12 protein-coding genes are annotated in these 14,226 nt (G+C 52.1%); 4 read left to right on the forward strand and 8 right to left on the reverse strand.

The features are described 5' to 3' along the window. Positions 1–214 precede the first annotated feature (214 nt). Positions 215–601 carry a DUF488 domain-containing protein gene (locus G445_RS0105730; protein ID WP_022866591.1) on the reverse strand — a complete coding sequence of 129 codons (387 nt, stop codon included), beginning with the start codon at positions 599–601 and terminating at the stop codon, positions 215–217. Between the two features lie 464 nt (positions 602–1,065). Between G445_RS0105730 and G445_RS0105735 the strand changes: the two genes are divergently transcribed. Together G445_RS0105735 and G445_RS0105740 are read left to right on the forward strand one after the other, a co-directional pair. Then, on the forward strand, positions 1,066–1,866 hold the full coding sequence (locus G445_RS0105735; RefSeq protein ID WP_022866592.1) for a DNA-3-methyladenine glycosylase: 801 nt from the start codon (positions 1,066–1,068) through the stop codon (positions 1,864–1,866). Positions 1,867–2,006: 140 nt separating this feature from the next. Beyond that, positions 2,007–2,447 (forward strand): (deoxy)nucleoside triphosphate pyrophosphohydrolase, encoded by a 441-nt coding sequence (locus G445_RS0105740; RefSeq protein WP_022866593.1) that lies wholly within the window; start codon positions 2,007–2,009, stop codon positions 2,445–2,447. 283 nt (positions 2,448–2,730) lie between these two features. On the opposite strand, the gene G445_RS0105745 is transcribed toward G445_RS0105740, so the two are convergent. Then, positions 2,731–4,149, reverse strand: a complete 1,419-nt coding sequence (locus G445_RS0105745; RefSeq protein ID WP_022866594.1) for an MFS transporter — start codon at positions 4,147–4,149, stop codon at positions 2,731–2,733. A gap of 192 nt (positions 4,150–4,341) precedes the next feature. Next, positions 4,342–5,307: a nucleoside hydrolase gene (locus G445_RS0105750; RefSeq protein ID WP_022866595.1), complete on the reverse strand. Its 966-nt coding sequence runs from the start codon at positions 5,305–5,307 to the stop codon at positions 4,342–4,344. Positions 5,308–5,802: 495 nt separating this feature from the next. On the opposite strand from G445_RS0105750, the gene G445_RS11930 reads away from it, so the two are divergent. Continuing rightward, positions 5,803–5,973: a hypothetical protein gene (locus G445_RS11930; protein WP_022866596.1), complete on the forward strand. Its 171-nt coding sequence runs from the start codon at positions 5,803–5,805 to the stop codon at positions 5,971–5,973. A gap of 134 nt (positions 5,974–6,107) precedes the next feature. Here G445_RS11930 and add read toward each other — a convergent pair whose 3' ends face one another. The 4 genes from add to G445_RS0105775 form a co-directional block, all read right to left on the reverse strand. Further along, a complete protein-coding gene (gene add, locus G445_RS0105760) occupies positions 6,108–7,112 on the reverse strand; it encodes an adenosine deaminase (RefSeq protein WP_022866597.1) in 1,005 nt (334 codons plus the stop codon). A 234-nt stretch (positions 7,113–7,346) separates the two neighbouring features. Beyond that, positions 7,347–9,107 (reverse strand): adenine deaminase, encoded by a 1,761-nt coding sequence (locus tag G445_RS0105765; protein WP_022866598.1) that lies wholly within the window; start codon positions 9,105–9,107, stop codon positions 7,347–7,349. Beyond that, the gene (locus tag G445_RS09965; RefSeq protein ID WP_022866599.1) at positions 9,100–10,488 is read right to left on the reverse strand and encodes a purine-cytosine permease family protein; all 1,389 of its coding nucleotides are present in this window, start codon (positions 10,486–10,488) and stop codon (positions 9,100–9,102) included. The genes G445_RS0105765 and G445_RS09965 overlap by 8 nt, the downstream gene beginning before the upstream one ends. A 409-nt stretch (positions 10,489–10,897) precedes the next feature. Then, positions 10,898–11,977, reverse strand: a complete 1,080-nt coding sequence (locus G445_RS0105775; RefSeq protein WP_040430731.1) for a histidinol-phosphate transaminase — start codon at positions 11,975–11,977, stop codon at positions 10,898–10,900. A gap of 212 nt (positions 11,978–12,189) precedes the next feature. On the opposite strand from G445_RS0105775, the gene G445_RS11500 reads away from it, so the two are divergent. Beyond that, on the forward strand, positions 12,190–13,404 hold the full coding sequence (locus G445_RS11500; protein ID WP_022866601.1) for a fructosamine kinase family protein: 1,215 nt from the start codon (positions 12,190–12,192) through the stop codon (positions 13,402–13,404). Between the two features lie 466 nt (positions 13,405–13,870). Here the strand turns inward: G445_RS11500 and G445_RS11770 are convergent. Continuing rightward, the coding region (locus G445_RS11770) for a hypothetical protein (RefSeq protein ID WP_211210511.1) at positions 13,871–14,226 on the reverse strand (356 nt) is incomplete at its 5' end.

Here is a 14,226-nt window from a genome sequence, read left to right on the forward strand (position 1 = left end):
AAATACGCGCTTTCGTGAGCGTGCGGTAGTAAATTTTTTTGAATAAAACCGCGTGGCTACAAAACCATACGGTTGCGTACCCAAAAAACTACGTCGCCGTTCGGCTACGAAAACGCAAAATCGTAAAAATATTAGTGACGTGTGGTGCCCCGTGTTTTTCTGCGAGGCACCATTTTTTCTGCGAGGCACCACACTTTTAACACCTTTTCACACCTTAGGCGGGGCACACCTTTTCAGTTTCCGCTGTTCCATCCCGCAACACCTGGTACAACACCTGAGCTGCTGAAATCTGCACCTTTTTCGTCGCAGTAATAAGGGTAAGATCCCCGTCCCGCAACACATCACGTAATTGTTGTAAGGCGTGGCGGTGGGTTTCGTCGTCTAATTCTTTGAGGTAACGAGCGCGGAATTCTTCCCATCGTTCTTCTTTGTGCCCGTACCATTTGCGCAACTCGGTGGTCGGCGCGACGTCTTTCGCCCACCAATTCACATGTGCTTTTTCTTTCGAGACGCCTCGTGGCCATATGCGATCGACGAGAACGCGGTAGCCATCATTGTTGCTCGCTACGTCATATGCTCGCTTGATGTGAACCTGCCCCATCGGAACCTCCTATTATTTCAAATTGCGCTATTTCTTTACCTACCATTTCGCCTGCCATTTCTCCACCCGTAATTTCGCGCCCACTATTTCTCAATCCGCCATTTCACCAGCATTTCGCCCCGTCATTTCACTCGTTTTTTCACCCGCCAATTCACCAACATTTCTCCGTCTGCCACTTCGCACCGCCATTTCTCCACACTACTCCTACAACGCAAACTCGAACACACCCTACTACGCCGCTGACGTAACAGAAGCTAACATATACGTGACGGATCGGAACTAGCTCACACACTAATGAAGCGAAGTCCATACGCGCACAAACGATCGGTTAGGACGTAAACTTTTTTCGTTATCTTTAGATGAATTAGGTGAAGTCATACGCGCACATACGGTCGGATTGTTGGGTTATTACGCATGCGACGCATGAGGTGAAGTCATACGCGCACAAAGGATTGGAGCACCACATGATTGATTGGAGCCAGCGCGCGGATGTCCTCGCCCCTCAGCTTTTGGGAAGCGTGCTCACGGACGGTCACGTCGCCATACAGTTCACCGAACTTGAGGCGTATCTGGGGACAACCGACCCCGCGTCTCATGCTTTCCGAGGGAAAACTCAACGCAACGCCGCCATGTTTGGCCCGCCCGCGCATCTCTACGTCTACGTTTCTTACGGGATTCACCGCGCCGGAAACCTTGTGTGTAGCCCGGAGGGCGTTGCGGGTGGGATATTGATGCGCGCAGGTCGCGTTGTCTATGGTGAGGATGAAGCACGACGGCGACGTGCCTCCGCAACCGCGACGCATGTATGGGAAAATTTGGCGCGCGGCCCAGGAAATCTCGGGCAGGCACTTGGTTTAAGCGAAAAATTTAGTGGCATTGCCCTGCATGTTCACAACCCCTGTTCCGTTAACGACGCATGTGAATGGTTACGCGCAAAGGAATCTATTACCGTCGAAAACGGACATGAAAGCACAAGTGAACACGTCGGGAATAAAGACACGCGACTACAAACAAACCCTCCAAACGAAAATGCACCTGAACAGTTACGGACACACAAACTCACCCAACGTACATATGAACAGTTACGTGCAGATAGCAACCAGGGCCGGGAAGAGCCGAGATTCGATTTTTTCCCCTGCCTCACGCAGGAGCCACGGATTGCGTGCGGGCCTCGAATCGGGATTAGCAAAAATGTGGAAGCACCCCTTCGCTTCTGGATTCCCGACGATAAAACCGTGACGCGCCCGCGCGCTATGCCAAGATAAAGCCGCCACTCCAAGCCCGCAAAACGAGAAGCCCGAAATAAGTGTTCTCGTGCAACAACGCAACAAAACATCAACACAATAACGCAGTAGCGAAACCCGATATGTTGAAATGTCGAATTAGTCGTCAATAAGATGAAGTGATGAGCACAAAAACTGTTGTTGGGATTGCCTTGGTGGACGATTTCAGCGCACCCACGTACGTCGTAGTAGCCTCGCGAAAATATCCCGAATGGGCGCGCGGGATGTGGGAGTTCCCGGGCGGAAAAGTCGAAATTGGGGAAACGCCCGAAGAAGCACTACACCGGGAAATTCGCGAGGAACTCGGTTGCGAGGTCACCTTGGGCGCGAGAGTGAACAACCCGAATCGTGACGACTCTGCGTGGGACTTAACCTCCCCCGGCCACAATCAGGGCTTACGCATGTTTGTTTACCTCGGAAAAGTGTACGACGGAGAACCGCGCGTGGGCTCCTCACACCTAGAATTGCGCAAGCTCACCCCTGAATCTCTGGAAAGCGTTGAGTGGCTGCCCGGCGACGTGCAAATTCTGCCCCACCTGCGAACCGCACTAGGCTGGGCATAGCAATGTGAAAACGTTGACACGCACCGGGTTAGATAGAAAACAACAGGTTGAAAATAAAAACGCAACCGAACATCTAACGCGACCCACTGAGCACACACAAAGTCGTGTTTTTACCTTAACGGCGCGCATATCTAACGCACTAGACCGGGCATAAAGCAGTGTGGGTCTCGCGTTTCGCAAGACCCACACTAGCCAGTTTTCACTTAGTACAACGCGCTATGTGCATCACCAGCGCAATCGGCTACATTGCACCGATATTCGTCGTCGTACTACATCGCGAACATTATTCTGCGAAAACAGCTCTGTTGCCACCAAACATCTTGCTAAAGACAACAGAAATGACCAAACCGACAAGAGCAATCGCGCCAATAATAATCAGGATATTGGAATTGGACGTTGCCGATCCCTCGTCAAGCGTGATGCCCAGAAGGCTTGATGAGCCGAAGCCCTCACGCGCAATGAGACTGAAGTAAATAGCGATACCGATGGAGCCGGATGTGTTCATAATCAAATCGAGAACACCAACGCCGCGCCCGTTTTGTTCCACCGGCAAGGCGTCCGTTGCTGCGTCGTAGATCGGCGTGTACACGGCGGTAAGGCCCGCGATGGCAACACAGGACAGCAACGTCACAAGCACCAAACCGTTGGAAACCAAGAAGGCGATTCCTGCGTATCCGACAACAAGGCAGATACCTGAAAGAATGATGGTAACTTTACGTCCGAGAGTGTTGACGATTGGGCCGGAAATCAGCCCCACAACTGTTGCCACGCCGTAAATCACAATGAGACCCACGGTTGTTTGATTTTGGGATGCTTGATAAATATTCGCCGCGATATCCATGTAAACCGGGACGAAAGCGAAGTTGAAGAAGAAGAACAGGAACTGGATACTGAGAATACCCATGTAGCGCCCGTTGGTAATGAAGCTGAGGTCAATAAACGGCGTAACACCGAACTTTTGCCCGAACAGCACCCACACAATAAACGCGACGCCAAACACAACCATTGCAATAATAATGGCGTTGGTGAAGGATTCGTGCATGAAGGCGAAGTAGATGGCGAGGAGGGAAGCGAACACGGCGAATACCGCAATGCCGATAAAATCAATTTTTTCGCCTTTGGCTTTAACATCGGGGGTGTACTTCACGAGAAGCGGGATGAAGAAAATGGAAATTGCGGGAATGAGGAAGAGGTACTTCCAATCGATCTGTGCGAGATAGCCACCGGCTGCCACGCCAAAAACTGCTGAAAGGTAGTAAATCGCGTTGAACAGGCCAAGATACACGGCTTTTTCGCGGTCATTCGTGTATTTCACCGCCATAACGAGGTACACGGAACCGGCAACCTGACCGCCGGCAACCTGAATAACACGCGCCACAATAATGAGCCAAATATTGCCAGCACCGAAGAAGCCAATGAAGCTTCCCAGAACAAGGGCGCTCACGCCGATAACCGTCATGTACTTGGGAGAAATGAAATCGCAGAGCGTGCCGTACAGCATACAAACAACGCCCAACACAATTCCGGGGAGCGAGGTAACAAGTCCGGCAACCGTCGGGTCAACATTGAGGTCTTTACTAATAGGTTCCAGGACGGAATTGAAGGCCTGGAGCATCAACATGCCGAATGTAAAAACAATCAACAAAAGGGGTAGGGCGACTTTTACCCTGCCGCGAATTTCTTGAAATTCTTGTGTTTTCATGTGGAGTTGGGATCTTTCTCTGAGATGAGGGGGAATGGGGGCACAGCGCTTGGCTTTCGGCTAGTGCCGGGTCGCTTGGCTTTCGGCTAGTGCCGGGTCGCTTGGCTTTCAGTGCGTGTCCAATCGCTTGGAGCGCAGTGTTTGCCCGAGCGCTTAAGTATGTGCTTGAGCGCGTGGCATCACAGCGCCCGATTATTGACAGGTTGCCACGAAAGCCTTCAGGCGTTGGAAGAAACGCCGGGTGAAACGTTCCGCATCTACCGCGAGCGCCACTTTTGTATTCTTGGGCTGCGAGAGGAGCTTTTCGGGGTTTCCAATAGTGCGCCCGCGCCCTGGCCCTTCGGTTTCCACCATGAGGTCGATCGGGAAGCATGTGACGAGGCTGGGATCCAAGGCAACGGCCGCGGCGAGCGGATCGTGAAGGTTGCATCCACCTGCGAATGCGGGATCTACTTCTTCGCTAATATCGATGTAATAATCCGTCATGTCGGCAAGGAATTTCCCGGTTGCTGTGCCGAGGCCACGCAACGCTTCTGTTTCCTTTTTCGTCATGAGTGCCTGCATGGTAACGTCCAAGCCAATCATGGTTATGTCTGCCGTCGTGCGGAAAACGCGGTCTGATGCGTGCGGATCTTGGGAAATATTTGCTTCCATGAACATATTGCAGTTGCCGGGTTGTGTGAGGGATCCTCCCATCATCACGACTTTGATTTTGTCGACGATATCCGGTGCTTTTGCGAAGGCTGCATCAAGGTTGGTGGACGGCCCTGTGGGTACGTAGACGAGTTCGTCTTTGCTGTATGTTCGGGCGGATTCGATAATGAAATCGACCGCGCTTTTTTCTTGGACGCTAGTTGTTGCTTTAGCCGGTATTTCGATATTTCCCGTTCCGTTTTTTGCGTGGAATATTTCGGAGGATTCGGGAACTTCGTAGCTTGAGGCATCCGACGGGTGCGAAATACCCTGATATACGGGGATATCGGAGCGTCCAAATAGCTCAAGTAAACGCAGGTCGTTGCTTATGCCCTGCTCAATCACAACGTTTCCATACGTTGCCGTAATTCCGATAAGTTCTGCGTCTGGTGAACCTAAAATGTAGACGAGCGCGAGGGTATCGTCGATACCTGTATCCAGATCAAGGATTATTTTTTTCCTCATTATCAGCCTTTCCCTTAAGGACAGTAGGGAAGAAATGTGCCATGGGCTCCCAATTGCTCGTGGCACTCAAAAAAAATCATATCCTTAAAAAACGCTGAATGGGGAAATTTAACATAGCTAAAAATGTGGCGTTCCGCTTCCCATATTTTTTCTGCATATATCGAGTTAGAAATCTACCTTTCTCCAGCTAGAACTTCTACATTTCTCCGGTTAGAATTCCTATAATCCTCCGGTTAGAATCCCTACAATTCTCCAGTTAGGGCTTAAAATCAACCTTTTCCGGCGCTACATTAAACACATGAAGGATTCCCTAAACCGGCACGCTACAAATCTCGCGTCGTAGATTCCCAACTGGATAACTACCTCTCTATCGCACCCGCAGTAATAATTGAGGGGCCACGCAGTTGCGGGAAGGTTTACCACTACCGAGACAGTTATGGAAATGAAATCGACGCGATTCTCACACTGCCGGATGGACGGTGGGCGGCGGTCGAGGTGAAGCTCAGCGGGCGACGCGCTAGCGAGGCGGCGGAAAACTTGGACTCCATCTTGCGCAATATTGACGGCGAACCGCCTACTTTCCGCGCAGTAATCACAGGAACCGGCCCCGTTGCGACGACGAAAAACGGGGTCCACACCTTCCCTCTCGCTCAGTTGCGTCCCTAGCCACAGAAAAGGTGGCCCCGCACGCAATTGCAGGGCCACCTCAATATAAAAACTATCGCTAAACAAGCACATACTCACCGCTAAGGAAGCGTATCTTTAACCCTAATTGAGCGTGTACGTGCTTCGGGCGAAAATTACTTCCCGTACGCCAGGATCTCCTCGCGCAAGGCATTCTTGATTGCCAGAGGTGCCCAGGAAATATCCACGGCGTTCAAGGACAGCTTGCGCAGGAATTCTTCATCCACGTCGCCCTCGTCGGCAACACGCTGGTAGCAATCCTGGATGTATCCGCCAAAGTATGCCGGGTCATCAGAATTCACCGTCACCAAAACGCCACGGCCCGCGAGTTCCTTCAACAAATCAACCTTGGAGCTATCAGACACCCACGTATTAGAAATCGGGCAGGATGTAAGCCCAATACGGTTTTCCACAATGTAATCCACGAGAGCCGGGTTTTCCACAATGTTTGTGCCGTGATCGATGCGCTGAACACGAATATCTTCGATCACCTGGCGAATATGCTCAATAGAGTTCTTAATATCCACGTCGCAGTGCATGGTCAGCTGGTAGCCTTCCTTGCGGGCACGCGCAAACACCGTAGTAAACTTCGCCGGCGGATTACCCGTTTCGTCAGAATCCAAGCCGACCCCAACAATCCAATCCTTATAGGGCAGGGACTCCAACAGCGTCGCCATCGCAAACTCTGCCTGGAAATCACGCAAGAAGCACATCACGAGTTGCGAAGAAACCCCCAGGGTCTGCTCCGCCTCAAGCTGGGCGCGCCTCAAACCGCTAATCACCGTATGGAAGGACACCCCGCGCGAAGTATGCGCCTGAGGATCAAAGAACATCTCCACATAACGCACATTTTGCTTGGCAACCTTGCGGAAATACTCCATTGCCAAATCATAGAAATCTTCAGAAGTGAGAAGAACATTCATGCCGTCGTAATACGCGGCCAAGAATGACGCCAAATCCGTAAACGTGTACGAATTTTTCACTTCCTCTTCAGTTTTATAGGGAAGCTCCACACCATTACGCTGAGCAAGCCTAAACTTCAAATCCGGTTCAAGCGTGCCCTCAATATGAAGATGAAGCTCAACCTTAGGTAAACCGGCAATAAAATCTGTATGTGCCACGAAAAATCCTCTCGCTGGAATCGCTGTACGTACAACAAAATCCGTAAGTTACGTACCTTATATCAACACTAACAATTTCGACGACGCAAGACCGTTCTTTTCCACACCTTTAAGGAAAGTTGCGTTCTTTATTCGCATGTTAATAACATGCTTCGAACTCCGTCGTCGTACAAACACCTAGGAAAAACCGTGGTGACCCGCAACCGGTAAAGGAAACGGGCCACCGCGAAATAACTACTGGACCGAAATGATGGGGTCAACAACCTTGAAGTCGATGCAATCAATCAACCCAAGATCCGTCATTGCCCAATCCGGAATCGCTGTGATGGAGAGGAAGAAGAGCTGGATGAAGGGGAACTTCACGTCAGAACCAAGCTGTTCGTGAGCGGCCTTATCGAGCTTCGCTTCCTCGGCAATCATGTCCTCGGCGGTGATGTCGGCTACCACGCCACCAACAGGGAGCGGGAGGCTGGCAATAACCTTGCCGTCCTCAACAACAACCTGGCCACCACCCAAACGAATCACTTCGTTCACGGCAACCGCCATATCCTCGGGGTTCATGCCGGCGCACACAATATTGTTGTCATCCGGTGAGGCGGAGGTGGCCATGGCGCCCTTGGAAATACCGAAGCCCTGAACGAAACCAACGGGCTTGTTGTTCGTCTTACCGTAGCGTTCCACAACGGTAAGCAAGGCGGTATCCTGCGCGGCATCTGCCTGGATAACACCGTCCACAATAGGCAGATCCACAACGTTGCCACCACGCTTGAAAGCAACACCCTTGGAGAGCACAATCGTGCGAACCGTTGCTGTGGCGCCCTCGGCGGCGAGGCGGAAATCGTCGGCGGTAACCGGGGTGAGCTTGAAGGTGTTCTTCAGCTTTTCGCTACGTTCGGGGGCGACGGGAGCCTTCACGCTCTTGCCGTTCTTTGCAACGATCTTGCCACCCTTGAGGACAACACTGGGACGGAAATCTTCCAAAGAATCAACGAACAGAATATCCGCGAAACGCCCGGGGGCGAGGGAACCGATGAGGTGATCGAGGCGGAACATGCGGGCGGTGTTCACTGTTGCCATCTGGATGGCTTCAACCGGGGTAATGCCCTTGGAAATCGCGAGGCGAACAACGTAATCGAGGTGGCCACGGCTCAAAATGTCTGAGGAGGTAACGTCATCGGTACAGAAACCAACACGGTTCGTGGGTGCACCCATTTCGGTAACGACCTTAATGTTTTCTTCCAGCATCGGAGCAGCCGTGGATTCACGGATCAAAATGTCGATACCGTTGCGCATCTTCTCCAATTCTTCTTCCGGAGAATAGGATTCGTGGCAGAGGGCGACGCCGGACGCTGCGTAACCGGCGATACGGCGAGCATCCGCGAGAGGTGCGCAACCGAAGGCCTGCAGGCCGTTCTTCGCGCCCATTTCCATGGCTGTCAGGGCTTCATCATCTTCATATTCGACGAATTCCTGGACGGTTTCCCACAGACCAACACATTCGGGCATCTGCTGGGCAACTTTATGCTCCTCCACAGCGAAACGGTAACCCACATTGGATTCGGGAATCGTGTAGGGAGCCTTCACGGGGGCACCCCACCATACGCGCATGGGGGCGTTTTCGGCTTCTTCCAAGAATTCCTTGACGCCATCGAGGCCTGCCGCAACGAGGATTTGATCAAGGCCGGAAACCGCGGAGGTGGTGCCGTAGCGGGAAACAAGATCCGCGAACATAGTAACGGAGAGCTTGGAGCACTCAATGTGGAGGTGTCCGTCAATAAGGCCGGGTGTCATGAACTTGCCTTCGGCGTCAATGATTTCGGTGTCCGGCCCGGTCTGCTTGGAGACGTCCCCGACGGCCGCAACGCGCCCGTCCGCAATCGCGATATCGGCGGGGTAAACTTCGCCGGTGAGAACATTAACGAGCTGCCCGTTCTTAATAACGGTGTCTGCTGCTTCGTGGCCGTAGCCGACGCTAAGAAGGTGGCGGTTAAGCATTCTGTGTTGTCCTAATCTGTTTTCCGTTGGTGATGATGTAGAGAATAGCGGCTGTCAGGGCGCCAGCAATAACGCTGAGATCCGGGGCGAAAGCCGTATTCTCCGGTGATAGTAGTGCGGTAATCGGACCGACAACTCTACCCGAATTAGAGAAGAGATATGCGGCAACCATGCCGATGAAAAGAGATGCACATCCACCGATATTAAAGGTGGCGGATGCCCCTTTGGTGGTGATGAAATCGCTTAAACGGTAGGAGCCACGGCGAAGAGCATAATCAACGAGGTTGATGGCAACCCAGGGGGCGAGCCAAATGCTCAACGAAGAAAGGAAAATGTTGAGGAGGTCGTAGAAACCTTCCTGCTGCACCGCAATAATCGTAATGATAATGGCGATGAGGGAGTCAGTAAGAACAATGAGCCACCTGCGGGCGTTAATTCCGGCAGTTTGCAGGTTCAAACTTGAAGAATAGAGGTTGGTGGAGTTCTGAATCATCAGCCCTACAACAACCAGGAGGTAGAAGGGGAGAACGAAGGCCTTGGGCAACACGGAAGGTAACGCCAAGGGGTTGGTGACGTCAACGTCGCCGGAAACCGTAATGGTTGCGAGTGCCGCACCAAGGGTTTGGAGGAGAACATACGGGAGAAGGCCTCCCAGCGTTGCCCAACCGAAAACGCCTCGTGATGAAGAGGCTCCAGGCAGGTAACGTGAAAAATTCGCGCCAGAGGGGGCGTAAGAAAGCCCACCGGACACCATTACGAGGCTTACAGCCGAAATAAAGCTGAAGATCGAGAAATGCGCGGTGGATGCACCCACGCGTGTTTGCGGGATAATGGCGAAAGCAAGGGCGATAAAGAGGACAACAAAAATACCTGTTGCGTATTTTTGCGCGGCCATGAGGAGGCGATGCCCGAAGAAAGGTAGCAGAGCCTGGATCGCGCCCAGCAGGAGAATGAGGATAATCCCCGCAATTTTCCCTGTTGTGATACCGACACCACCCAGGAAGCCACTAGCCGCATAGTAGATGAGGATGAGCCCGCCCGCTTCGAAGCCAATCAGCATAAGCCAGGAAAGGAAGGCGTTAACCTGCGCGCCCGCGAATCCGAAGGATGCTCGTGAGATAGTGATAGATGTTGTGCCTGTGCGCGGACCTTGGAGGGAAGTGAGCCCGAGAAGCGGGTATGCGAGAAGATTCCCCACAAGAATCGCGGCAAAAGCTTGGAAAAATGAAAGCTGGAAAACAATAATCAACATTGCGCCATAGGTGAGCGTGAAGATATTTGTTGTTGTCCCAGCCCAGACGAAGAACAGCCCTGATGATTTTCCGTAGCGTTGTTCTTCCGGGATTGCGTCAATCCCTTGTTGTTCGACGTAGCCCGACAAATATGTCTCCTTACAAAGAAAAGGTGCCTAGCTTGACCTAGGTTAAGGCATATCTAACGTTATTCCGCCCGTGCGTTAGGCACAACCGAAAATGAGATGTCTTACAAAGCGAACATTTAGCGTCTCAGAAATTGAGAACCCTATTCCCCGTTGTTACCATACGTTTTTATTTTTTTCGACGACGATAAACCGGTGCGCGTGCCCTATTCCGCACAGAAAATTCCCGCGTTCGTTACTTTATGCACATGGGCGATACGCGCCCTACCCTACACGCAGAGATGCCGAATTTTGTGTTCAAAACGAGTTGCGTCCTAGCGAAATCGTGACGCTGTTTTATTACGTCGCATTTTTATTGCGTCTTAATTGCGCCACATGCCCTCGCCTCGAGACGCACGTCTCGCTCTGCACATTAATTTGCACTCAGGCGTCGAAGGGCCACAAGAAGGCGAAGCCCGCCTTCTTTTTCTGCAACGGTGACGCGAACTCCGTCGTCGCCAAGTTTGCGAACAAGAATCCCTTCCTCGCGGCACACTTCCTCAAAACGTTCCCCGTCGAGCTTGTTTCCGCGCGCATCTTTTGCGAACCACAAGAAGTTCGCTTCGGAACGCGGAACCTCGAAACCTAGTTGCTGCGCTTGGGCACGCAGTTCGTCGCGAAGATGTACGATTTCTTGGGCAACGCGCTCCACGGCTTCTCGCTGTTCAAGCGCGGCCACTCCAGCTGCCTGTGCCAACAAATTCACGCCGAAGGGCGTGGCGATTGCGCGGATGCCCGTCGCCATTTCTGCGCTTGTTAACACGTAACCGATACGCAAGCCCGCAAGGCCATACACCTTTGAAAATGTGCGCGCCACAATAACATTCGGGTGCTTGCGCGCGATTGCCAGACCGTCTTGGACGTTTTCCGGGTTGGCGAAATGAATATAGGCTTCGTCGATAATAATCGGCACGGATTCGGGGATTGCTTCAACGAAACGTTCGGTTTGCGCATGTCCCAACGCGGTTCCCGTGGGGTTATTGGGCGAACACAACATAACGCATCGCGTTTCGTGAGTGATTTTTTCTAGCATCGCGTCGAGATCCTGAGTGCCGTCTTCACGCAGGAGCACGGGAACGGGGTTTCCTCCGGCCGCCAAAATCGCAATCGGATAGGCCTCAAAACTGCGCCACGGATAGACGACGTCCCCGCCCGGAGTTGTGACTGCCTGCAAAATTTTCTCAAGTAGCGCGGTAGAACCATTGCTCACAACAATGCCGTCCTCAGGCCAATTTTCACGTTCCGCGAGCGCCGCAACAATATCCGCGTTCGCCATATCGGGATAACGGTTGATTCCCTGTATTTTCTCTGCCACGGCTTTTGCGACTTCAGGAATCGTCCCGAAGGGCACTTCATTGGAGGAAAGTTTAATAATATCCTCGCGCTCACTGCGTTTACCGGATACGTAGGCGGGCAATTTCGATATTTCAGGGCGGAACCAACGTGTACTCATATAAATAAGTATGTCACGCATTTATTGCGAACTCCGACGTGTATCAACCAATGCCCCTATCCACAGCCGCGTTGTACACAGCCGCGTTGTACACAACCACGCGTTGTCCACACAGTCTCGTTGTACACAACCTCGCGTTGTACACAAAAGCGTCTGCCCACAGCCTCTTTTTATATTCGCCGTGCCATACTACATATAAAGAAGGGAGAAACATGGAATTCACAAAAAGCGCCCCCGTTGCCGACATCGTGGGCGAAGCCCTTTCCCTGCGCGAACTAGCAGAAGCGACCCCGCATGGGGGCGCGTTCGTCGTACCACTTCTTTCCTCACGTTCCGAACACTTACGCGGGCGCCTTCGAGAACCCTTTTTAACGACGACGAGACCCACGCGCGAAGCAGCCCGCACTTTTGGCGCACGTCTCGCACGCACTCACGCCTATGCGCCACAGGATTCGCGTTCTTTCGGCTGTGGTCCTGCCAACCCCCACGGGGATACGTATCGTTTGGGGAGTTGGGATCTTTCGGTGTGCGAGGGCACCTCCGCGACGGAACATTCGTCTGGTGATAAGGAAAGCGCGAAACGCCCCGTAATCGCACAACACAAACCGGAACAACCCGCAGCAGACTCACACACCTCCACACATTATCCAATAGAACGGAACGCGAGCGAACAGCACCTAACCGATAACCTGCTGCGCACTACGTCCCCACAACCTTTGCGCTTTGGGGAGTTTTATTCACGTATGCGAATTCTTCCCTATCTGCCTTCTGCTCGCGATAACGGGAGCGTGGACGCGAAGGGCGCGCGCGTTATTGAACGGCTGTGTTCTCGCTTGGAGGACGGGGATTTTGATTCTCCTCAGCCCGGGCTTATCCACACCAGTGCCGCACTTATCCACGGGGATTTGTGGAGCGGGAACGTCATGTGGATAGATGCCAGCAGTGTTCAGCATCTCTTTGCGAAAGGTACTGGCAACGCGCACCCAAGTGAGCGAGATAAAGACGCGATTAGCGCCACGACGGACGATAACTGCGAACTCGGCGCTACGAAAGATAGTGGTGAGACATGCGTCGCCATAGAAGGTATCGGTGGCGCGCTTGGGGTTCTCACGGATAACGCTAACGCATTCTGCGCTCCGACGGATAGCGATAGCAACTTCTGCGTTCCGACGGACGGCGTTATGGGAATTCTTATTGATCCCGTGGCGCACGGAGGGCATGCCGAAACCGACCTGGCAACACTCACGGTTTTCTCAACGCCCTACGTGGACGAGATTTATGCTGGCTACAATAGCGTTTCAGCTCTTGCGAAAGGGTGGGAAGAGCGCGTCGGGCTACATCGGCTTCACTGCCTCGCGATTCACGCATCGATGTTTGGCGGATCCTATGGGCGCCAATTCGTCCGTCAAGCCGAGCATTACGTTTAGCGCCCCTACTAACACGCCTCATAGAACTCCAACTAACACTCCAACTAGCGCCCACCTACGCCACGTTTTAAGCTCTTATTGATAGTTACCGTCCAGTCTGTAGTATCTATATCTGCTTTATTTAACGCTACTACTTCCCCGTACCGGAGAGAGCACCATGAGGCTAATATGAAAATAGGGCGCGCACTGGTGGGCAGTGCGCTAATTAAGTCTTGTAACTGTTTTTTCGTAAGCGCTACGGGTTGGTGTATTTTCGGAGCTTTCGCAAGGGAGGGAAGTTTCAAGTCAGTTACCGTATTATTTCCCAGCACACCCTGCCCCATAAGATACTTACTGAAAGAAGATATTGTCCGCGCTATATTGTGTTGTGTAGCGACAGATTTACCGCTTTCTTGCATTTGATTAAATATGTTTTGCAAATTGGACGTTTTCAGCCATTGAGATGTTTTTTCACCCTATTCTTTTCCTAGATATTTTCCGAGTGTAGATTTATATAGGCACGCATAGTGTTTGGCGACACTTGCTCTTTAGTGAGATAGATAAGAAAGTCGTCTATGTGTTGTGTAAGCGTTTTTCGTGTAGCATCTGGGCTTTTGGGTGCAAGCGTTTCTTTCCATTCCCCTCGCACAATATCGGCGTGTATGAGGTTAAGGAGTTGCTGCGCTTCGGTTTTGGTGGAGACGGTTGACGTGTAATAGTCGTGCCCGTTTTTTCGGTATCTGCCACGGTAGCGGTTAGTGCCTTTTTTGATAATTGTTCCAAAAATTCTGCGTGCCATTTCTAGTATCTTTTTCTTTACCGCTTGCCGACCTTTGTAAGTAC

Source organism: Actinotignum urinale DSM 15805, from assembly GCF_000420445.1.
Classification (GTDB): Bacteria; Actinomycetota; Actinomycetes; order Actinomycetales; family Actinomycetaceae; genus Actinotignum; species Actinotignum urinale.